Origin of the sequence: Roseateles sp. SL47, from assembly GCF_026625885.1 — a bacterium.
GTDB lineage: Bacteria > Pseudomonadota > Gammaproteobacteria > Burkholderiales > Burkholderiaceae_C > Roseateles.
Map to the genome: position 1 here is coordinate 5989244 of NZ_CP113068.1, position 22283 is coordinate 6011526.

General features: G+C 65.4%; 12 protein-coding genes. 5 read left to right on the forward strand and 7 right to left on the reverse strand.

Translation table 11 applies throughout. From position 1 onward, the window contains the following. Nucleotides 1–38: 38 nt before the first annotated feature. Nucleotides 39–2192, forward strand: coding sequence for a hypothetical protein (locus OU995_RS25905; RefSeq protein ID WP_267833041.1), 2154 nt, complete (start codon nt 39–41; stop codon nt 2190–2192). Between the two features lie 153 nt (nt 2193–2345). Further along, nucleotides 2346–5381, forward strand: coding sequence for a hypothetical protein (locus tag OU995_RS25910; protein WP_267833042.1), 3036 nt, complete (start codon nt 2346–2348; stop codon nt 5379–5381). 32 nt (nt 5382–5413) lie between these two features. On the opposite strand, the gene OU995_RS25915 is transcribed toward OU995_RS25910, so the two are convergent. Both OU995_RS25915 and OU995_RS25920 read right to left on the reverse strand, forming a co-directional pair. After that, nucleotides 5414–8113: a TonB-dependent receptor gene (locus OU995_RS25915; protein ID WP_267833043.1), complete on the reverse strand. Its 2700-nt coding sequence runs from the start codon at nt 8111–8113 to the stop codon at nt 5414–5416. 188 nt (nt 8114–8301) lie between these two features. After that, nucleotides 8302–9213: a helix-turn-helix transcriptional regulator gene (locus tag OU995_RS25920; RefSeq protein WP_267833044.1), complete on the reverse strand. Its 912-nt coding sequence runs from the start codon at nt 9211–9213 to the stop codon at nt 8302–8304. An 870-nt stretch (nt 9214–10083) separates the two neighbouring features. Here OU995_RS25920 and OU995_RS25925 point away from each other — a divergent pair. Continuing rightward, on the forward strand, nt 10084–13269 hold the full coding sequence (locus tag OU995_RS25925; RefSeq protein WP_267833045.1) for a hypothetical protein: 3186 nt from the start codon (nt 10084–10086) through the stop codon (nt 13267–13269). Nucleotides 13270–13324: 55 nt separating this feature from the next. Here the strand turns inward: OU995_RS25925 and OU995_RS25930 are convergent, their stop codons facing one another. Continuing rightward, complete coding sequence (locus tag OU995_RS25930; RefSeq protein ID WP_267833046.1) at nt 13325–13678, reverse strand: hypothetical protein; 354 nt, start codon at nt 13676–13678, stop codon at nt 13325–13327. A gap of 63 nt (nt 13679–13741) precedes the next feature. Further along, entirely contained in the window at nt 13742–14089 is a 348-nt protein-coding gene (locus tag OU995_RS25935; protein ID WP_267833047.1) for a hypothetical protein, read from the reverse strand. Between the two features lie 57 nt (nt 14090–14146). Here OU995_RS25935 and OU995_RS25940 point away from each other — a divergent pair, with 57 nt between their 5' ends. Then, nucleotides 14147–16438 carry a hypothetical protein gene (locus OU995_RS25940; protein ID WP_267833048.1) on the forward strand — a complete coding sequence of 764 codons (2292 nt, stop codon included), beginning with the start codon at nt 14147–14149 and terminating at the stop codon, nt 16436–16438. 229 nt (nt 16439–16667) lie between these two features. Here OU995_RS25940 and OU995_RS25945 read toward each other — a convergent pair whose 3' ends face one another. Next, nucleotides 16668–18035, reverse strand: coding sequence for a class I SAM-dependent methyltransferase (locus OU995_RS25945; protein ID WP_267833049.1), 1368 nt, complete (start codon nt 18033–18035; stop codon nt 16668–16670). Between the two features lie 139 nt (nt 18036–18174). Continuing rightward, nucleotides 18175–19128 (reverse strand): response regulator, encoded by a 954-nt coding sequence (locus OU995_RS25950; RefSeq protein ID WP_267833050.1) that lies wholly within the window; start codon nt 19126–19128, stop codon nt 18175–18177. Nucleotides 19129–19399: 271 nt separating this feature from the next. Here OU995_RS25950 and OU995_RS25955 point away from each other — a divergent pair, with 271 nt between their 5' ends. Next, nucleotides 19400–20992 (forward strand): hypothetical protein, encoded by a 1593-nt coding sequence (locus tag OU995_RS25955; RefSeq protein ID WP_267833051.1) that lies wholly within the window; start codon nt 19400–19402, stop codon nt 20990–20992. A 15-nt stretch (nt 20993–21007) separates the two neighbouring features. Here OU995_RS25955 and argJ read toward each other — a convergent pair whose 3' ends face one another. Next, the gene (gene argJ, locus OU995_RS25960; RefSeq protein WP_267833052.1) at nt 21008–22237 is read right to left on the reverse strand and encodes a bifunctional glutamate N-acetyltransferase/amino-acid acetyltransferase ArgJ; all 1230 of its coding nucleotides are present in this window, start codon (nt 22235–22237) and stop codon (nt 21008–21010) included. Nucleotides 22238–22283 lie beyond the last annotated feature (46 nt).

Below are 22283 nucleotides of genomic sequence, written 5' to 3' on the forward strand. Positions count from 1 at the left end.
AGCGGAACCAGCGAAGCAGCATCGGATGACTGAGGCGGATGTTTGCGACCTCCGTCCCTCCCATGGCCGAGCGCATGAGCGCGCTCTACGGCCCAGCCGCCTTCGAGCCGCTGCCCCCCGCGCAGGCGCCCACGGCGCCGGACCACTGGCTGTCCTTCCAGCCGACCTCTGATGACGTCCAGAAAGACCTCACCACCTTCCTTCGCTCGACGCAATTCCAGCAGGTTCATGACCAATGCCTGGAACGTCTGCGCGATTGCGAAACCTTCGCCACCCAACATGGCAGCGCCAAGGAAGGGCAGCGCATCACCGATGCGTTCGCGACACTCCGCGGCCTTTTGACCCCCCAGGGCTGTGCACGCTGGCCGACGAACAGGCTCGCCGAATTTTACGGGCCCGGCAAGCGCGCCCTGGACCAGCTCTGCCTCCATCTGCGACGTCAGCCACTGGACTTGCACCATGCCCGCGCGGTGCTGCAAGACCTGGCGCACGACCTCTGCCATTGCAATCCGGCGCTCGCCATCGCCCAGGCCGAAGGAGCACTGGCGCAGGACCTTGGCGGCCTGCGCGGAGAATTTGCGGCCGTGAGGGATCTCCGCACCGACGCCGTGCTGCGGGATCTGTACGAAGAGTTCGTCGCCGACGAGCTTCCGGAACTCCGAATCCTGGAGCGTACCGTGGCGGCCTGGATCAGGCGCGAGCTCAAGATCCCGACGCCACCGTCTTCCCTGGCGCTCTACCCTCTTGATGTCGAGGATGCCCCACGCGTGGATGCAAGCCTGAACACCATCGGCGACCTGATCATGGACAACCTGAAGCCCGCCGTCCTGGCGCTGGACCTTGCCGAGCGCTTCCAGGGCGCGTTCATGGCTCACTTGTCCGGCGCGGCGAGCGCGGCCGTCTCGCACGACCTCAACCACCACATGCCGGAGCTACGGCGTGTACACGGCGAACTGAGCCGCCAATATCCCGGCGTGGGTCTGCACAGCGTGCTGGAGTCCGACCTGAGCACCGACCAGGTTCGGCTGCGATCGGACGCGTCCCTGATTGCGGTGGACTTGCTGCAAAGCCTCACCGCACTCGGTATCACCCGCCCTCGGCGCCCCACCCAACTCTGGGAGGGGACCACCCGCGACAGCCAGTGGTCGCTTCAAGCCCTCGACGATCAGCTCTTCTACATCAGCGAACGGATCAAGGGCCAGTCGGACGCGTGGCGCACCTCGGTACAGCCCAAGCACCTGCACGACCAAGGGCTCAGTCACCTCCCATCGATGACAGAGCGCCAACTGACCCACACCACCCTGCGGGCCGCACGTCCGGAAGATCTGCCGGCATTTCCAGCGCGGTTCCTGAAGGGCGAAGACACCGCCCATCTGCTGCTGGCACGCATGGACGGAGAGACGGAGCGGCTCTGGCTCGCCGCGCAGTCCAACTATTTCGTGGCGGATCGTGCAGCCTTGATGGCGGCAGCCGCGCAAAGAGCACGCCTCCCCGTCATCAAGGACATCTTGACCAAGCCCTACCTGCTCTGCCACAGCCTCACGCTGCTCAGCGTGTCGCAGTCGGGCGTGATCGAGCGGCTCCTGACCGGCGGGCATCAGGAATGCCTGCAACTGCTCCTGACCTGGGCCGCCGACAAGGAGGACAAGCACGAGCTGGTCGATGGTGCGCTGATGTTGCTGCTGCGGGACCACCAAGGTGTCTTGAATGCCATGAAGGGCCACCATGCCACCACGCTCGCGGTGTATCTCAGCCATCAGCTGGAGGCCATCCGCCGAGGCCGCCTGCCCGCCACTCAGGGGCTCTGTTCGCTGCACCCCCTGATGGACGGGGGCACGCCCAAGCTCGTCACCACCTGGCTGCGCGAAACCGGCCGGATCGAATGCCTGCTGATCGTCATCGGATTCCTGATCAACGGGGTGGAACAGGGCCTCTTCTCCGGAGAAGACGTCCGCCAACAGCTTCCGCTGCATCCGCCTGCCCAGACGTCCAGCGACGGCCCCTCAACGCCAATGCCGCGCGCACCCCGCCTCCCGGCCATCGACCCCAGCTGGCGAGAGCACCTGCACCAGCGGCTTCACAGGCTCTGCGATGCCGCTGCGCTGACGGAGGACATGACGCAGATCGTGCTTCAGAACCTGGGCGTCACAGAGTCGGAAGCCGCCCCGCAAGCACCGCCGCACAAGACCTGACCCAAGCCCACACGCCCCCTCACCGCCCCCCTCCACGGTATGTTCACGCCTTCCGGACCCGCCTTTGTTGAGCGAGTTCGCCATCTTTACGAGCCAGTCGCCTTCGAGCCCCCGCCCCGCGCGGATGTGCCCCCCACGCCGCCCGAGCATTGGGTGTCCTTCGAGGGCGACCGTCTCGAGGGCACCCGACAGGCCTTTGAACGCTTTCGCGAGACGCCCGCTTTCATGCAGGTGTGGCAGCAGTTGCAGGAGCGTGTCGATGACTGCGAGCGTTTTGCGGCCCAGCACTTCAGCCGGCCAGAGGCTAACGCCATCATCGATAAATTCAGGATCTTCAAACGGCACCTGCTGGAAGACTACGGCGCCACGTATTTCGCCAACCACCTCCGTTTGCTGTTCGGGTGCGGCAAACGGGAATTCGACCGGTTTTGCCTCAGTCTGGCGCAAGCGGATATCGCTCTGCATCAGCGCAAAACGGCCCTGCGTGAGCTGGCCAGCTCGGTCCGCGCCTGCCAGGCGGCCTATCCCGCCTTCAAGGAGGCGGCCGATGCCCTGGATCAGCGCGAAGGCGGGCTTCGCAGCCTGTTCTTCGGCGTGCTCAACGAGCGCATCAATGCCTTGCTGCGCGAGTTCGTCGTGGCGGCACGAGCCAGAACGTCCTTCGACTGGATGGACCGGATGGAGGTGCATGAGGTCAATCGCCTGCGGCTGGAACTCGGCCTGCCGGGCGGGCACCTGCGCGACCCGGCCAGCCTGTCCGGCGTACGCCCATGGTCACGGTCCCAGCTTCAGGACTGTGCGGACTTCCTGGAGAAGAAACTGGCACCGGGCCGGTTGCTGGAAGACCTGGCAGAGCGTTGTCTCCAACAGCTGATGGACCGCCTGCCCCCGCTCGTGCGTCAACTGCCGGCCGATGCAGATCTGAATGAATACATGCCCGTCATCCATCAGGCGATCCATCACCTGAACGCCAGCTTTCCCGGGGTGCGATACACCAGCCTGCTGAGCATGGATGCCGACACCAGCCAGACGCATTGGCGCACCGATCGGTCCCTGGTGGCCATGGATCTGCTTCGGTCATTGACTGACCTGGGCGTCCTGGTCCATCGGCCCCCCAGCATCCTGATGCAGGGTCAGGGCCATGAAGGCAGATGGCAGCTCCGGCATCTGGACCACCGCCTCTTCCACGTGTCAGAACAACTGCCGCAGAATCCTGAACCTGAACTGTCCTCCGTTGGCCTGGCGCATGTGCAGGCCTGGCCGGACCAAGCGCCCAGGGACAAGGTGTGGCGGCGTCTGCTCCGCGTCGCGGTGGCCAACCACCCGCCGGCAGACTTGCGCAGCTTCAGTCCCCAATGGCTGGACAGCCCCTCCGTCACGCTGGATCTGCTTCGACGCATGGGGCCGGAGCACACACACCAGTGGCTGAAGCACCAGACGGCGGTGGATGATGCCATGTTGCGCCTGCTCCTCCCTGCCCTGAGCCAGTTGGGCATGGGCGCCTGCCTCAAGCTTCTCTACCGCCAGCAACCCCAACGTTCCACCCAGCACTGGCTCTCGCTGGCGGGCGGCGCTTCGGTGTTGCGGGATGCAGCGGAGGCGGGCCACGCCGATGCGTTCGAGTTCTGGTTGGGGCGGGTGATCCCCATGTTGCACGCCTGGAGCCCAGGCTCCATGCAGGAGCTCTTTGCCCCGGCCCGGGGGGCCACGCTGGTGAACGCCTGCCTCACCCGAGGCCAGGGGGCCTGGCTCCAAAGTGTCATGACCCTGCTCCTGACGGCCCAAGCGCTAGGACGCGTGACGCCCGACCAAATGGGGACATTCCTGCGGGCCTCCATGCAGTCGGCCATGGGCGATGGGCATGTCAAGGCGCTGCGGGTGTTCGGCGACACCCTGCTGAAACTGGTGGATCGAGGCGGCATCGTCTGGAACCATCTGCCCCGATTGCTGCAGGGGCATCACACGCCAGCCGGTTGTCGGGCTGCCATCAAGCAGGGCCGGACCGAGGTGCTGCAATGGTTCTTCCCCTTGGTGCTGAATCTCCATGCCAAACGCTGTCTGACGCTTGCACACGCGACCGAGATGGTGGCTTGCAACTCCGGCATCCGCAGCTCCGCCAGCCTCGACGCCATCGAAGGTCGGCATCCGGAGACGCTGGCGGTGTTTCTGGATCAGATCATGGGGGCATTCAGCACCCTGCAAATGCCGACCTCCTGGCTGGTCGAGGATCTGCACGGGCAGCGTCCCGACGGCAACACCGCCTTGGCGCTGATGCTCCAGCGCCCCGACTGTCCCTGCCTTCCGGTCTGGAAGGCGGCGATCCTCAACGCCTACCGAGCCGGTGTGCTGTCGCGAGACCATGTGAGCCAGCTGATCGGGGCCAAGAATCGCGACGGCGAGCCGCTGATCCATGCGGCTGCAGAGCCAGAGCTCCTGTGTGAAAGGGCCTTTGATGCCTGGCTCGACCTGCTCGCGTCTGCCAACGCTGCGGGCGCAGTGGGATCAGCGCATGTCGAAGATCTGCTGGCGGCGCGTGCCTCGGCCCCCCCCGCCCTGACCCGCACGGCCTTGCGCGTTGCCATGGTGGAGCGTCCGCGCCCGACGCACGTCAGTTTGCTGGTGCGTCTGTATGCCAGGGCTTGTGAAACAGCGCTGATTGGCAGCGCCCAATTGGGCCGCCTGCTCGGCCTCGACCAATGGCCGTTACCGCCCCTGATCGAAGCCATCCAGGACGGTCGGGAGCAGGAGGTCTACAGCTATCTGAATGGCCTGCTGACCCAGGCCCAGGCGAACCGCCTGCCTGCCGACCTGCTCGCCGGGCTGCTGCAAGGCGCAGCGACATTTCCGGCTTCCTGCCTGGGAACGGCAATCCTGCAACCCAATGCGGACCTCCTCCGTCACCTGCTTGCCGCGTTGCGGGACGCCGCTGCCCAGCGGTGGATCCCGCTGGAACGCTGGAAAACCTTGATGCTGGGGGAACCGGGGGCGCCGGACCTGCTGAACCATCTCCGTGCCGCCGGCTCAGACGCCCACATCCGGGCGGTGGCATCGGCGGTCGAGGCGGCACGCATCGACCGTCTGCTGAGCGAGGAGGAGGCAGACACACTGCAAGACCAGTTGGAGGCCTTGATGCGCCCCACCGAAGTTGTCTGTGTGCAGCCCCAAATGGAAACGGGGCAGCGCCCGTAGACGCTGCCCCGACTCACCCGAGGGTCAGGCCATCAGAACTCGTAACGAGCCCGCACGTTGAACACCCGGCCACGGATGTCATAGAGGCTGGGGTTGTAGCCCACCGAGTAGTAGCTGGACGAGTACACATCCGTCGGCGGGGCCTTGTCGAAGAGGTTGTTCACCACACCCGACAAGGTCCAGTTCTTGAAGCCGCTGTAGCTCATCGACCAGTCCACGGTGCTCATGCCACCCAGATTGCACAGGTCATACCGGCCGGCGGCCGTCGCCGTGGCGCTGCAGCTGCCATCCGGGTCGTAGGCCTTCATCGAGCCCTTGTAGTTCAGCGACAAACCGGTGTTCCAGTCGCCATAACCATAGTTGATCGACGCATTGAGCTTCAGGGCCGGCGTGCCGTAGTAACCCACATAGTCCAGCACTTCGCTGCCGGCCTCGGTCTGTTCCTTCTGGCTGAGCACGCGGGTGCCGTTGAAGGTCAGGCGCAGGTCGTGGCCGCCGTCCAGACGCCACTTGAACTTGGTTTCCCAGTCCACGCCCTTGGTCTGTTTGCGCGACATGTTCCGGTATTGGCGGATCACCTGGGTGATTTCACCTTCCGAATTGCGGATCACCGCACCGGGGAACTCGTCGGCACGGTCCACCACCTCCTGAGCACTCAGACGGTCCACCACGTTACGCACGATGATGGAGTAGGCGTCCAGGGTCATCTCCATCCAGTTGGTCGGATTGAAGATCAAACCCACCGTCAGCGAGTTGGACTGCTCCGGCTTGAGGTTCGAGTTCGACGAGATCACGCTGGAGACCGACTGCGTGCAGTAGGAGTTGCTGCTGCTGACCACCGGGCACAGCACCGGGTCCTGCACCGTGGTGAAGGCAAACACGGTGGACTTGGTGATCTGCGACAGCGACGGGGCCCGGAAGCCGTTGGCATACGTGGCACGCAGGGCCAGCGAATCCACCACCTTGTACTTGGCGCCCACCTTGCCGGTGAGGGCGGAGCCGAAATCGTTGTAGTGCTCGATGCGGGCGGCGGTCTGCGTTTCCAGATCTTTCAGCAGCGGCGCCTGCAGTTCCGCATAGGCAGCGGCCACGGTGCGCGAGCCATTGGCCTGGGAGATGCCCAGACCGATGATGTCGCCCGAAGCGATCTTGTCATCCGCCGACACCTTGAAGGTTTCGCGACGGACTTCACCGCCCACACCCAGCATCAGCGGGCCACCCGCCAGCCGGCCCAGCTCGCGCGAACCGCGCAGGTCCAGCGAGGTGGTCTGGGCCGTGCCGGTGTTGTTCAGCTTGGGCGACAGGGCACTCAGCACTTCGGCGCTGTTGGTGCCACCAAAACGGTAGGTCTGGTTGGCCACGGCGTCGGTCAGGGCGGAGGCGCTGATGAAGCCGTAACGATCTTCGCTCTTGTCCTGCCAGTGGTGCAGGAAGCCCGCATCAAAATCCCAGCCCTTCCATTCAAACTGCGAGCTCACCACCAGCCGCAGGTTGTCGGTGGTGTTGATGGTGTAGCGCGGAATGTCGGTGAACCGATAACGCAGGCCCAGGGCGGTCGGCGAGGTGTAGCCGAAGACCGGGTTGTCTGCGGTGGCGGCGTTGGTCGGGTTGTCGGGATGGTTGCCCGGCAGCACCAGGCCGGCATAACTGACGGAATTGCCGGCAGCGTCCCCCCAGGTGGTCGAGGTTTCGCCAATGGTGTAGGAGGCGGAGTCATAACGGCTGCGGGTACGCGAGGCCAGCAGCTCGGCCGTGATCTGCGCGCCGTTGTCCAGGTTCAGACTGCCGCGCAGCAGGCCGGACACCCGCTTCTGGCCGGACACGTAATAGAGGTCCTTGCCGTAAGCGCCATAGCGGCAGGTGGTGGTGGTGCCGCTGGTGTATTCCTGATTGTCCGGGCAGTCATTGGCCATGCCCTTGAAGGAGCCGGTCGCACCATTCTTGTAGGTGTAGAAGTTGCCCGGATTCGAATAGGTGCTGTTGAGGCTGTTGCGGCCGTACAGCGAGCCCAGGGTGTTCTGGTCCGCCAGGTTCAGGTCTTCGGTGATGGCCACGGCATCGCGCTGATAGACATCCAGCACACCAAAGAGGTTGTAGCCGTCCGTGGCGACGTTGCCGCGTCCGAACGACACATTGCCGCTGTGGGTCTTGAACAGGCCGTCGCCGCGCTGGGCCGCGGCCACTTCAATCGCCTGCCCGGTGTAGTCGCGCTTCAGGATGATGTTGATCACACCGGCCAGGGCGTCGGAGCCATACAGCGCGGAGGCGCCGTCCTTCAGGACTTCGATCCGGTCGATGGCGGACATCGGGATCGAGCTGACGTTGAACATCGTGCCCTGCCCGGTGTTCGGGTCGATGGCAGCGGCCGGGGCCATGCGGCGGCCGTTCAGCAGGGTCAGGGTGGAGGCGGAACCCAGGCCGCGCATGGACAGCGACGACGAGCCGGACGCCCAGCCGTTGCCGGAGCTCAGATCTTGCTGGCCGTCTGCGGACACCGCCGAGACGTTGCGCAGCAACTGCTCCACGGAAGTGGCGCCGCTGCGCTCGATGTCCTGCCGCGTGATCACCGTCACCGGCGCCGAGGTTTCCTTGTCGGTGCGCTTGATCATGGAACCGGTGATTTCCACCTTCTCCAGCTGCTGGTTGGCAACGGTGCCGGCGGCAGTCTGCGCATACAACGGTGCCATGGGCATCAGCATGGCAAGAGCGGTCATTCGATGACGGAGTCGCATGGGTATTCCTGGACAGAAAGAGAAGGAGAAGAAAACAGAACAAAAGGTGCCGGCCGGTCACCGTTTTAAAAATTCTGTAATGCACCCTCGAATGGCGCCCAGAGAAAACCGCCGCGTTTGTAGAAAGCCGCTGTGGCACCTGCTGATTGCAGGGAAATCACCAAGCCTGCGTGAACGGCAGTGTTGGTTCAGCGCTGCACTTCCGTGCGCTGCGCGCGGCGGAATTGCGTGGGTGTCTGACCAAAGCGTTGCGCAAAAAGACGCGAGAAATGGCTGGTATCGGTGAAGCCGAGATTCAGCGCAATGTCTCCAATGCGCTCATCGGTCCCGGACAAGGCCTCTTGCGCCTGGGTCAGCCGTTGTTGCAGCAGGTACTGATGGGGCGGCATGCCCACCGCCCGCTTGAACTCGCGGGAAAAGTGCGATTCGCTCATGCCGCATTGCGCGGCAAGTTCATTCACATAGAGGTCACGGCCCGACTGTTCGCGGATCAGGGCCAGCACTCGACGCAAAGGCCCTCCTTGCAGGCCGCAGGCCACGTATGTGGACGTGGGCATGGGCGTGGACGCGGGCGTCGGTGCCGCATATCGCTGCAGCAAATACGCGATCAGCGCCGTCATGAGGCCGTCGCAGTAGTGCAGGCCCAGCGGGTGCGGATCCGCCGAGGCCTCCAGCATCTGCCGGGTAAGCTCAGCCACACGTCGGTCCTGGGTGAAGGCGGCCACCATCGGCCACTGCGCATCGTCCAGGCCCGCCAGGCGTGCGAATCGGCGAACGGTGTCCAGCGGCAGAAAGATGTTGGCAATGTCGCAGCGGCTCAACTGCGTCCAGCGGCCGTGCTCGTCCGGCCCGCAGATACGGAAATGATGGGCACCAATGATGCCGCCCCACACCGGCCGGTCACCGGCCCAGACCCGCGATTCGAGCGGCTCCAGCATGACGGACAGCCGCAGGAAATTGGGATGGGGAAGGATGTCGCGGGGCTGGGCGTCCCCATGGGCGCTGGACCATTGCGCGACAAAGGCGCCACTGCCGGGCAAGGGGCCGATGCACACCTTCAATGGCACCACCACACCATTGCAGCGGTACCAGTGTTTCAAACAATCAATGGAACGGATGACTGACGCCGGAACAGGCATTGCACTCACAAGCAGGGGACATGAAAGATGCAGACCAAAGGCTGCGGCGATGTCCCCGTGGTTGTTGTGATGTGTCGCTTCACTCTGCGTTGAGCGGTCTTGAGAATAACGGTTCTGCCGTCTTTCAATGCCGATGTGTCGCGAGGCTTTACACCTTGTTAAGTCAGCTTCGTCCAACGCATATGCAGCACTGACATTCATGTGGATGCGCGATCTGATTCATGCATACATCTGCCTGCCGCCCGTGAAAGGCGACCTTCGCACACGTCGGCGGGTGTGGGTTATTGAAGTCCAACCAGACCTCGCATCACTGGCGGGCCACCCCACTCCCGCCCGATGACAGTGGAGGCCAATCCTTGGCCAATCTTCGGAATTGGCCGTGAAATTCGTCCACTTGTTTGGCTGGATTTGCCCCCGGTTCTCCGGCGGACAGGCCCAGCTCCCGCTGCGAAGATTCAACCCATGACGACACGCCGCCACGCCCCCACCGACTCCACCACGCCCTGGCGTCCCGGAAGCCGGTCCCGGCCAGCGGACCGGCTCGCGGTGCCTCACGGCCCCGCCTGAGCCCCCCCCTTCAGACGCGCCCTGGACGCAGCTTCCCTGAAGCTGCCCGTTCCGGCGCCCGTGCGCTGTATTCGCTACGCCGCAGCTCCACGTCCTGCCTCGCGCAGACGTCCAGGCGGTGTCCCGCGCCTTTGCCCGACTTGCCCCGCAAGTCGGGCTTTTTTCTTTGCTCGCAGGCGTCACCGGCCTGAACAAGTCGGTGAGCACCCAAAGATTGGCTTATACGGGGGTGGGGCAGCCCGACCGAAGCACCCACTCAGTGGCATGTTCCGCCCGTCCGTCACCGGCTTCATTGATGCGTTGCCCGAGCTGTACCCCAGCACAGCGCTCGACCCGCCACCGACACCCCCGCGCTCCCCCTTTTTCGAGGCGTCCGGGGCGTCCGGGGCGTCCGGGGGTGGGGCACCCTCCCTCTCCTATACCGGTCCCCTGAACGATAGCTCGGCGGCCTATCACCACTTTCGAGATTCCCCTGAATTCCAGCAGACCCACGAACAGTGGCTGCTGCGGTTGAACGAGTGTCGGGACTTCGCTCACAGCCACTTCACCAGGGTCGAAGCAGAGTGGATCTGTGACCATCTGGAGCACTTCCGCATCAGGCTTCAACGGCGCTACGGCGAAGACTTTGCGGGCGACCGGATGCCGCTGCTGTATGGGGAAGCCAAACGGTGCATGGACCTGGTCTGCCAGCGGCTGTGGCGCAACGACATCCCCCTGGAAGTGCGCAAGTCCGTCTTGAAGGACCTGTCCGCTGCGCTGGTCACCTGTCTGGCCACCGGCGCCGCCTTTGTTACGGCCGCCCATGCCCTGGATCTGGAGCAAGGAGGGTTGCACGGTCATTATCTCGAGGCCTTTCAGCAGCGCCAGGATGCGCTTCTGCGCGAATGGGTGGCACAGGACACTGCACTCGGTCCGCCCAACCAGCAATGGCGCCACAACATGGAGGTCCATGCCGTCAACCGATTGCGCCTGGAGTTCGGGCTGTACGGCGCCGATCGAGACGACCCCTTCGTTCAATCTCCCAGTCTGGTGACGCCTTCGAGTCTGGCGGAGTGTCTGCAACTGCTGACGCAGCAACTGCGACCTGTACACGTGGTGCGGCGACTTGCAGAGCGCTACCGGGAGCAGTTGATGGACCGACTGCCGGAGGCGATTCAATCCGCACCGGCAGACGCCGACCTCAGCAGTCACTATGCGGACCTGACCGACGCTATCGGTCACCTCAATGCCTCCTATGGCGAGGTCCACCCCAAGAGCCTGCTGGAGATCAATGAAGAAACCGGCCAGTGCCGTTGGCGCGCCGATCTGTCGCTGTTGATCCTGGACCTGCTGCGGTCATTGGAAGCGGTCCACAGGGTGAATCGGTGGCAGCCGGTGGTAGTGGCCACTGGCGAATCCGCCCAAGGGCGCTGGCAGTTGGAGCAGGTGGACGGGCGACTCTTCTACGTGGTGGAGCACTGCCCGGCGGCGGCCCCGCCCGACGCTACGTCGGCGCGTCTGCGCCATGCACAGGGCTGGCAGGCCCAACACCCGGGCCAGACCATCCCGCCAGACCTGGTCCGCACCCTCCTGGTCTCCGATTCACCGGACGCGCTGATGGAATTGCCGCTGGGGTGGCTCACGGCGGAAGACCAGGTGGTGCAGTTCCTGCGTCGCCTGGGCATGGAACGGGCGTCGGCCTGGTTGACAGGCCAACGCTGGAGCCGTGAGAAGTTCCGGCTGATCCTGCCCGCCCTCACCGACCTGGGCATGGCGCCGTTGCTGGAGCAGTTGTTCAAGACGCATTCCTTGCGTCTGGATGAATGGCTGTTCCTGGGTGGCGGCGGCCGCATCCTGCATCGAGCCGTGGCCCAGGCTTGTCCAGAGACGCTCAGGCAATGGGGGATCGTGTTTTCCGGCACCGTGCATGTACTGACGATCAACACCGTCCGCGAGATGTTCTCCCCCACCGGCGGTGCGTCGCTGCTAAGCCGTGCGCTGGTGCATGGCGGGCCCGAACACATCCGGATCTTGATGGTCCTGCTGGAGGCTGCCGGTGTCGCTGGCAAAGTGCTCAGGAGCCATGTCCAACCCCATTTGCAATGCGACATTCAACGCGCCATGCGCTTGGGCCGGGTCGACGCCCTCGCCCAGTTGGGGCGGGAACTGCGGACCATCGCCACATCCGTTTGGAGCGAGGCGATACATCTCCCCCCGCTGATCGAGGGTGTCGTCCCGGGGATGGGGTGTCACGCGGCCCTGGAGTACGGCCAGACTGCGGTGGTACACGGTTTCTTTGATCTGCTGCAAACACTGCACGAGGACGGTCTTCTCAGGATTCAAGACATCGAACCGATGGTGCGATGTGTGGCGGTCAACCAGCCGCCCGGCGCCTATTGCGCCGTGTTGAACGGCCATGCGGACACGCTGGAGGCCTATCTGAACCGGATGATCGGCGCCTCCGAGGCCGTCCTCATCCAATCGGGCGTGCTCAGGCAGTCGTTGATGTGCGGCGACGACGATGCGGGCCTGCTCCACATGCTCAGGCATCACCCGGACAACCGTTGTCTGCTGGTGTGGCGACAGGCTGTGGCTGACGCGCGGGCCAGGAGCCAACTCTGGCGGGACGGCATCGAGACATTGATCGCCGGGAATCAGACCTTCGGTCACCCGGTGCTTGGTCAACTGTTGCAGCCTCACGCCGAACCCGCTCTGGCGGCCTGGCTGGACCTGGTGAAGTGGCTGAAGGACCAGGCCGTGGTGTCGCCCTTTCAAGTGGAGCAACTGCTGGCGCCCAATATTCCCCCCCATCTGGGTTCCCGCCGACCGCTGCTACATGCCCACATGGCGAGCGCCTCGTTGCCCCAGATGATCGAGCCTTGCATCGGTTTCTATTTTCGCGCCCAACGCGAAGGTCTGATTACACCGGACAGTCTGGAGCGGCTGTTGATGTCGGCCGCTGCCACCACGCCTCACCAGACGGCCTTGAACGCTGCGGTCCGCGCAAGCCACCATGCCTGCATACAGGTCTATCTGGACACCGTGCTTCACCATGCCCAGGAACGTCCGCTGAGCAGTGTCTGCCTGCTTCGGATTCTGGATGGCCGCTCCGGCGCGGACACTCTGTCGACCGTCGTCGCGGTGGAGCAGGGATCACCGGACATGCTGCAAATGCTGCTCAACGCTGCCCTCCGGGCGCTGCAGCAGAATCTCATCAATGCCGAAGATTGGCGCGAGCATCTCGGCTTCCTCCTGAGCGCTCAGGTTTCACTGGACGCACGCGCCCTAAGAGTGCTCCCGGAGATCCGCCAACTGCTTCACAACACCCTGCGAGTGTCCCGAGGGCTGGGGTTGCTCACCCAGCCCGACTTCGAACGGCTGGACCCACTCGTGTCCCGGGCATTTGCTCCGAAGCGCCTACGACTCAACCCAAGCTCGTCGGTATTCGGGCTGCAGTTCCGCCGCGCCTAGTGTGCTGTCCCCCCCCACCCCCCGAAGACGCTCCATGTTCCGGCTCACGACCCCTTCATTTGCAAGCCAGGTGGCCGACCTCTACACGGCCGCCGCCTTCCAGCCCCCTCCAGCCACGCTGGCGCCACCAGATCCGCCCCAGGATTGGGTGTCCTTCAATGTGCTGGACCCGCGCTGCCCCACAGACTTTGAACTGTTCAAGCAGTCCGTCTTGTTCAACCTGGCGCAGGCTCAATGGCTGCAACGCATTGACCAGTGCAAGGCATTTGCACAACAGCACTTCAGCCCTGCGGAAGGGCAGACCATCACGCTTGGTCTGGAGCACTTCCGCAAGAATCTTCTGGCCGACGAGCGTACATCCATCCTCAACGGTTGCATGGACCAGGTGTATGGCTCGGCCAAACGGCATTTCGACAGCTTCTGTCTGCGTCTGGAGCAGGAATCGATCGCTCTGGGGCAGCGAAAACAGGCGCTACGCGAACTGGCCAGCCAACTCCGCAGCTGCCGGTCCGGCGGTGCCGCATTCAAGGAAGCCGCGCTGAAGCTCGATCAGGCGCCCGGGGGGCTCCACCGGGAATTTCACGATCTGCTGGTGCAGCGGATGGACGCACTGCTGCAAGCGCTCGTCTGCAGGGACAAAGGGCCCGCCGCCGAAGCCGGGAACCGCGAGCGCTGGCGCGCGCAGATGGAAGTCCATATGATCAACCGGCTCAAACTGGCGCTGGATCTGCCGGGAGCGGACCGGGACGATTGCCTCAGCTTCGGCACGGGCCTGGTCACCCAGCAGCAGCTCGACGAATGCCCGGAGATGCTGCGCCAACAACTCCAGCCGGCACAACTGGTGCAGGAATTGGCCGAGCGCTACATGCAGCGCCTGATGGCCGAGCTGCCGCCGGAGTGGCAAGACGGCCGGGACCTCGGCAATTTCATGCCTGCCATCAACGACGCTCACACCCGCCTGGGCGCGACGTTCGGTCCCATCCCCTTGAACCATCTTCTCACCGAAGACCCCGACACGGGGCAGATCCATTGGTGCAAGGATCTGTCGCTGGTCGCATTGGATCTGATGGAATCGCTGACCCGACAGGGTCTGCTGGTGCGTCGGACGCCGCAGCGCTTGATGGGTGGCCAGTCTGCCGATAGCGAGTGGGAACTGCAGCATCTGGATTGGCGGCTGTTTGTCGTCATGGAGCGGGTGCCGCCACAAAGAGACTTCTCGCCCACCTCGGTGCGCCTGCATCATGCGCTGGCGTGGAACCAGTTGAAGCCCTCGGAACCGGTCCGGCCCGCCATCACCACTGCCGTCATTGCCAACGAAAGCCCCGAGACGCTGATGACGCTGCCCGTGACATGGCTTCAGCAGGAGCAACAGGTACTGCCGCTGCTGAATCAACTGGGGCCTGCGCAGACGCTGGAGTGGCTGCGACCGCAGTTGCCCCTGGATAATTCTGTCCTGAAGCTGCTGCTGCCTCCCCTGACGGACTGGGGCATGCATGAGGTGCTGGCCCAAGTGGTGGAATCTGCCCCCCAGAAAACCGCCAGAGCCTGGGTTTTGCTGGCGGGCGGTCCCGGAATTTTGCGCCGCGCCGTGCTGCAAGCTTCCATCGCCACGCAACAGTTCTGGATCAACATGGTTCGCAATGCCTTGCCGACCCTGTTCCACTTTGAGATGCCATCAATCTTCACCCAGCCCAACGGCCGGACGCTGATCGGGGCAGCCCTGTTGGCGGGAAACGAGGGGACACTTCGTGCGCTGCTCAAGCTCTTCTCCGACTGCTGCGAAACCTTCCCCGATCGCAGTCAGCGATGGCGGGGGTTTCTGGAGGTGCCGGTCCAGGACGCCATGCGTGCAGGGTCACTGCAGACGCTGAAGGTCTTCGCCCAGGAGATGGTGGATATGGCTGACTGGGGGAGGCTCAGCGCCGGACAGCTGCAGCCACTCCTGGAGGGGCCGGTGTACGGGTCAGGTTGCGCCGGCGCCCTTTCAGCGGGCCACACGGATGGCGTGGAATGGTTTCACGATCTGATCGGTGAGCTGGGCAGGCGCGGGCTCCTGAGTCCATCACAGATAGAAGCCATGGTGTGCAGCAAGCCAGAGGAGGGCAACTCGGGTGCGATGGAGGCCATCGTCCACGTTCATGCCAACGCGCTCCGTGCGCATCTGATGCAGCTCCTGAACCATGCGAAGGCGGAACGGCTGTCGAGCTACAGGCTGACTGAAGCCTTGGCTTGCCGCTCCCATCTCGGTGCGACCGGTCTGGGCACCATGATTGAGCGTCATGATGAGGACACCTGCAGGCGTGTCTGGATTGAGTGCGTGATGCAAGCCAGGGTCGAGGACCTGATTGACACCCGTTCACTGGTGGATCTGCTGTCGGCTCGTCCTGCTTCCGGCGTGCCCTTCATTCGACGGCTCATCAAATCACCCGTCGATGAGGAGGCTCGCACCAATGTCTGGCTGGACATCCTCGCCGCCTTCCACAGCAGGCAACTTTTGAATCAGAACGAAGTGATGGAGTTGCTGGAGGCTCGAGGCCGACCTCGTGGCTCCGAGGCCCTGCCGATGATGGTCTGCGCCTTGAACACCTGGGCGAAGCCCTTCGCAGTCGAAAGCTGCATCAAGCTGGCTTTCAACGCCTACCAAAGAGGTCTCATCTCGCAGGCGCACCTGGGTCCGCTCATCAACCCTCCCGACAGCCGCGACCACTCGCAGGCGCCGGCCCTCATCACTGCGGTGAAGTCGGGCAGGCTGGCAGAAGTGGAGCAATACCTGGACACCCTTCGGGCACAGGCTGAGACGGCAGCGCTTCCCAAAGAGGTGCTCCGCGACCTTCTGGATGGGCGGACCAGGCCGGGACACTCAGCCCTCGCAACGGCGGTGGCTGAGAAAAATACCGCCATGGTGGAGCTTTTGCTCAACGCTTCCAAGGACGCGGTCTCGAGGAAACTGATCGACCCGGAGCAATGGTGCGAGCTGCTGTGGGAACCCGAGGGCATCACGGGTCCGGTGCAGGCGTACACAGAGGCGCCGTCGCCGGCCGTGTACAACCTCCTTCGAGCGGCAGCCAGCCACGCCCAGCGGCACCAGTGGCTGGAGGGGCCCGCAGGTCAGCAGATGTGGGTGGAACTGATGGCGCTCCCCTATCCTCACCTCCCGCCACCGCCTTGACCCCCTCCGGGCTGCTTCAACACAGACGCCCGGGCAAGGTGGGGGTGCCAGGTGGGGGTGCCAGGTGGGGGTGCCAGGTGGGGTTACCCACGCCGTCTGTGGACAAGTCGTGGGAGAAGCTGAGGCCGGTTGCGTCAACCCGTTGATTCTTCAGGGGAAATGTTGCTCTGCTCAAGAATGAGGCAGCCACCGGTCCGGGCCACGGGTCTGTGCGCTGCAGGGGCGGTGCTCAAGCCGCCTGGAGGTGGCCGTCCTGGATCAACAAAGTCTCCAGGGTCTGCTGCCGCAGGCCATAGAACTGTTTGATCTCCTGCAGTTGCTGCACCAGTTCCGCCTTGCGGGACGCCGAGACGCCGTGAGGCCGCTTCACCGCCAGCACCATCTTGTTCTTGCTGGTGTGCTCCAGCGCGATGAACTCGATCACCTGGGTGTCATACCCCATCAGCTCCAGCAACAACGCGCGAACGGAATCGGTGACCATTTCGGCCTCCTGCCCGAGGTGAATGCCATGCTGCAGCAGCGGACGCAGCGCGGCGGGTGCGCGCATCTGCGGCCGGACTTCCTTGTGGCAGCATGGGGCGCACATGATGATGCGGGCATCGCTGCGCAGGCCCACATGCATGGCGTAGTCGGTGGCGATGTCGCAGGCATGCAAGGCCACCATCACTTCCAGCCGCATGTCGTCACGCTCGCGCACATCGCCCTGCGCAAACCGCAGGCCCTGCAGGTGATGGCGTTGCACGGCCGCATTGCCCAGGCTCACCATGTCCGGACGAAGCTCCACGCCCTCCACCTCCGGCGCCAGGCCGGCGGAGCGCAGATAGTCATGCATGGCAAAGGTCAGATAACCCTTGCCCGATCCGAAGTCGGCGAGCCGCACCAGGGTCCCCGCTTCGGTGAGACCGGCATGCCGCAGTGCCGCCGCGAAGATCTCGATGAACTTGTTGATCTGCTTCCACTTGCGGGCCATCGCCGGGACCAGATCCACCCGCCCCTTGACCTCATGCGTCACCCCCAGTTCACGCCAGAACGGGCTGCTGAGCGACAAGGCGCGGGGCTTTTGGCGGTCATGGCCGGCGGCAATGGCGTCCACATTCGCGGCCTGGGGCGCCTGGACCGCCTCCAAGGTCTGTGACGCTTCGGAAGCCAGGGAGGGGGCGGCTGCACGGGGGGCGGACGTTTCGGGCTTGAGCGGGTGCTCGCCGGCTTCCTGAGGGAGCTTGTGCGCCACATGCAGCAAGGGCTTGCCTTTGCGGCTGAACCTCAGTTGCACCTCCTGCGTCGGCGTGTCCAGGTTGGCCTGGCCAAACATCTCCCCCAGCAGTTGCCCCACCTGGACAACGCCTTCTTCCAGCGAATGGTTGCGGGTGATGTCCTTGGTGGCGTGGCGCCAAAGGAAGCTCAAGGCCGGTTCACCCCGCAGCTCGATCAGGCGGACCGTCAAACGCTCGATGTCGCTGCTGCCCTGGTATTTGCTCAGCAGCAGCCGTTCCAGCCGCCGTTCGGCCACAGCGGTGCGCAGCAGGCGCATGAAGCGCTCGCGTTCATCGGGGGGAGTACCCGGGGCGGGCGGCGGAGACACAAGGGAACTGAACATGGGGGGAACCAGCGGAGCCAGCCCGGATTGTCGCGGAATCCCTCTCGCTTGCGCGGCCCACGCCCGGAGGCCCCGCGCCCCCTTTCAGTCCTCGCTCGGCACTGGGTGGGTGCTCGTGGGGTGCTCGTGGGGTGCTCTGTCAGCCTGCGCGGACCAACGCGCCACGGGCGCGCGCCACCGCTTGGGCGGGGTCATTGACCCCCAGCCGCTCACACAAGGCGCGCATGCGCGCCTGATAGGCCGTATCGCTCAGCCCCAGCTCATGCGCCTGCTGACGCGGCACGGGCTGGCCCAGGGTCCAGTACAGCAGTTCCGCATCGGCCAGCGGCAGCGCCAGGGATTTGGCCAGACGGGCCACCAGCGCGGCCTCATCGCCCTCATGCAGCACCAGCAGCCAATGGCCTGCGCCGATGACTTCCGGGTCGGCGGGCATGAGATTGAAGCTCAGGCGCTGGCGCATCTGGCCCGTCCGGGGCGCCACCGTCAGGCCGGAAGGCACGGCACCGGCGCGGCGGCGCAGGGCTTCACGGTGCAGCCAGGCCAGGACTTCCGGCGGCAGCCGGGCATGGTCGACCCAGGGGGCCGGGAAATACTGCCCCATCAGGGCGCGGGCCTGCGGCGTCTGCCAACTGCAATGGCCGTCGCGCTCCCGCACCGTCATGCTGGCGACCGGGCGTTGTGGTTCCTCCGGGGTCGTGGTGGGCGCGGGATGGATGCGGCGCTCGATCAGTGCCAGCAACTCGCTCAGGCGGACCGGCTTGAGCAGGCAGTCCGTGGCGCCTGCCGCCATCAGCGCGGCACTGCGCGACACATCCTGTCGGCGGCTCAGCGTCACCACCGGAATGCCACTGGCCGCCAGGCGGCGCAACAGCTCCACCGGCGCATCGGCGGGCAGGTCCGGCAACTCCATGTCCATCAGGATCAGCCGCGGCTGCGTCGCCAGCCCCTCCAGGGCCGCCATGGCGTCCCCGGCACGGACCAGCTCGTAGCCGCTCTCCTCCAGCACCTCCGCCAAGGGCTGTACGGACAGCGCCTGGACAATCAACAGACGGTGGGCGGGCGGGGACATCTCGGGGGACAACAAGGCGGGCATATGTCTCCACCATACAAATCCCATGCCCACTTCACAAGCCAATCACGTGGGGCCCTCAACATCGGTCAACAACCGCCGGACGCAGGCGCCCTCCACCGTGCTTCCTGCACTTTCGGACGGGGCTGCGCTGCCCTGGCCGGGGCTGGGCTACGACATAATCCGAGCCCATATGGATGAACAGGCAGGGTCAAGCGACAACTCAACGCCGCCGGCACCGGTGCCGGCCTCCGGCCCTACGTCGGCATCCATGGGGCCTGCCGTGACGGCTTCCATGACACCGTCCCTCTCGGCGGGAGAGGCAGCAGGCGGGGCGGCGGCAGAGGCGGCGGGTGGGGCGGCGGCATCCCCTGCAACGCCCGCAGCGGCCTCCGCGCCGGGCACCCCTTGGGAAGGGCCTGCGCCGGATGCAGTGGCCTGGCTGCTGGTCAACTGGCACAACCGGCATCCGCTGGCCCGACGCATCACCACCCAGGACGTCCACACCGTTGGCGCGGTCGCCCTGCCCTTTCTCGCGCAGCCGCTGCCCAAAGAGCCGAGCCTGGATGCGCCGGGCACCAACACCCCGGTAGAACCACCCGCACGCCCCCCGCGCCGCTGGCCCTGGCAACGCAGCAAGGCGACGACCCAGGGCCCGCGTCGCGCCTGGAGCGATGTCTTCATCCCGGGGCTGAAACCGGACGCCGTGGCCGCCATGGCGGTGGACAACGGCTTCACCAGCGCCCCGGACGATCTGCCGCTGCGCCGGGTCGAGATCAGCAACAGTGAACTGGAATCGGGCGGCGTGACCCAAAGCGGTGCCTGGCCGATGGAACTGGTGCTGCTGAGCGCCGCCATCGACGCCGGCCCCGCGCGCAACCGGGTGCTGGTCGGACGGCGCGACCGGGTCCTGGGCCGACGCGCGCTGGACCCCCTCCGGCTGGGAGCTGTGGCGGCGGTGGCGGTGCTGCTGCTGGCGCTGATCACCTGGGCGTTGTGGCCGCGTGCCTCCAAGGAATCCACCGAAGCGGCATCGGCGGCGGCATCAGCCGCATCGGCTGCGTCCTCAGCGGCTTCGACCGCGTCGGGCCCTGCTGCGACGGCTGCCAATGCAAGCGCCTCGGCAGCTTCCGCGCCCTTGGCCTCGGCGTCGGAAGCCTCCGCCGCCGACGCGGGAGAAGGCGCGGCCGTCCCCGCCGCAGGCGCTTCCGAAGCCGCTTCAGCGCCCTCCGGCGAGGCATCGGCGGCGGCATCGGCGCCTGCGGCATCGTCCGCCGCGCCGGCGGCCAGTGGTGGGGGTGTCCCGGTGCTGGGTAAACCCCGCACCAATGGCGGACGACCGAGTTTGCAATCCGGTGTGGAACGCATGCGCGAAGAACAGGCGCAGAAAGACGCCGGCCCGGGCGCTTCAACGCCGAAACAGGCAGCGGACAGCACCAAGCCAGCAACCGCGACCTCGCCCAAGGACGGGCAGAAAGATGCCGCCCGGGAGGGGCAAAACCTTGCTCAGAAGGACGGCACCAGCGACAGTGCCAAAGACAGCGGCAGCAAGCCCGCCACGCCCGCCACCGAAGCCGAACGGCGCCTGGCCGTGGATGATGCCGGCCTGAGCAAGCTGATCACGCCCGGCGCGTCGGGCAGCAAGCTGGTGGCATTGGTCGGGCTGCCGCAGAAGACCAAGCCGGAAGCGGAGGCCCAGTTGGTGCGGATGCAGGACATGGTCGGCCAGACCCTGCGGGGCGGCACGCAGACCGTCAACGGCGCCGTCTTCCAGACCAAGGAAGGCTGGCGCGCAGCGGTCTGGCCGTTTGCCAGCCGCGAGGAAGCGCAGTTGATCAATGCCACCCTGCTCGCACGCGGCATGCGCGCACGAGCCGTGGACTTCTGAGCCGTCGCGGCGCGATCAGGACCGGTAGTCGGCGTTGATCGTCACGTAGTCGTGGCTGAAATCGCAGGTCCACACCGTGGTGGTGGCCGTGCCGCGATTCAGGCCCACCCGCACCGTGATTTCGCTCTGCTTCATCACGCGCTGGCCATCTTCTTCCCGGTATTGCGGACGGCGGCCGCCCTGGGTGACCACATGCACGTCGTCCAGATGCAGTTCGATCAGGCTCTGGTCCAGATCATCAATGCCGGCATAACCCACAGCGGCCAGGATGCGGCCCAGGTTGGGGTCGCTGGCAAAGAAGGCAGTCTTGACCAGCGGTGAGTGGGCAATGGCGTAGGCCGCCTTGCGGCATTCCTCTTCGGTGCGGCCCCCCTCCACCACCACCGAGATGAACTTGGTGGCGCCTTCCCCGTCCCGCACGATGGCCTGGGCCAGTTGCTGGGACACCGCCACCACGGCATCCCGCAGGGCGCGGCCGTCCTCGCTGGTGAGCGAGGTGATGGGCGCATGTCCGGCCTTGTGCGTGGCAATCAGCACGAAGGAATCGTTGGTGGAGGTGTCGCCGTCGATGGTGATGCGGTTGAAGGACAGGTCCGCCGCTTCACGCACCAGCGGTTGCAGCAGTTCGGGGGCGATCACCGCGTCCGTCGCCAGAAAACCCAGCATGGTGGCCATGTTGGGACGGATCATGCCGGCGCCCTTGGAAATGCCGGTGAGGGTCACCGTGCGGCCGCCGATCTGAACTTGGCGAGAGTAGGCCTTGGGCAGCGTGTCGGTGGTCATGATGCCAGCGGCGGCCTCGCCCCATTGGTCGTCACCCAGCGCTGCAAGCGCGGCCGGCAGGCCGGCCACGATGCGGTCCACCGGCAGTGTTTCCATGATCACACCAGTGGAGAACGGCAGGACCTGCTGGGGCTGCACCTGGAGCAGGCCGGCCAGTGCCTCGCAGGTCTGGCGGGCCCGTGCCAGGCCATCCGCGCCCGTGCCGGCGTTGGCATTGCCGGTGTTGATCACCAGTGCACGGATGTCGGTGCCGTGGGCGAGATGCTCCTGGCAGACCTGCACCGGTGCGGCACAGAAACGGTTGCGGGTGAACACGCCGGCCACGCTGGCGCCGGGCTCCAGGGCCACAACGGTCAGGTCCCGGCGGTCGGCCTTGCGGACCCCCGCCTTCGTGACGCCCAGCCGCACGCCGGGCACGGGCAGCAGGGATTGGGGATCAGGGGCGGTGAGGTTGACAGGCATGGCAGGGCTGCTCGGGAAGAAGTGGACACGGGCCCCCGCAGAGGCA

Coding starts and splice junctions, on each gene's coding strand:
- OU995_RS25905 (WP_267833041.1), top strand. CDS start 39: ATGTTTGCGACCTCCGTCCCTCCCATGGCCGAGCGCATGAGCGCGCTC.
- OU995_RS25915 (WP_267833043.1), bottom strand. CDS start 8,113: ATGCGACTCCGTCATCGAATGACCGCTCTTGCCATGCTGATGCCCATG.
- OU995_RS25925 (WP_267833045.1), top strand. CDS start 10,084: ATGTTCCGCCCGTCCGTCACCGGCTTCATTGATGCGTTGCCCGAGCTG.
- OU995_RS25930 (WP_267833046.1), bottom strand. CDS start 13,678: ATGCCGTTTGGCCGAGCCATACACCTGGTCCATGCAACCGTTGAGGAT.
- OU995_RS25940 (WP_267833048.1), top strand. CDS start 14,147: ATGGCCGAGCTGCCGCCGGAGTGGCAAGACGGCCGGGACCTCGGCAAT.
- OU995_RS25945 (WP_267833049.1), bottom strand. CDS start 18,035: ATGTTCAGTTCCCTTGTGTCTCCGCCGCCCGCCCCGGGTACTCCCCCC.
- OU995_RS25950 (WP_267833050.1), bottom strand. CDS start 19,128: ATGCCCGCCTTGTTGTCCCCCGAGATGTCCCCGCCCGCCCACCGTCTG.
- OU995_RS25955 (WP_267833051.1), top strand. CDS start 19,400: ATGACACCGTCCCTCTCGGCGGGAGAGGCAGCAGGCGGGGCGGCGGCA.
- argJ (WP_267833052.1), bottom strand. CDS start 22,237: ATGCCTGTCAACCTCACCGCCCCTGATCCCCAATCCCTGCTGCCCGTG.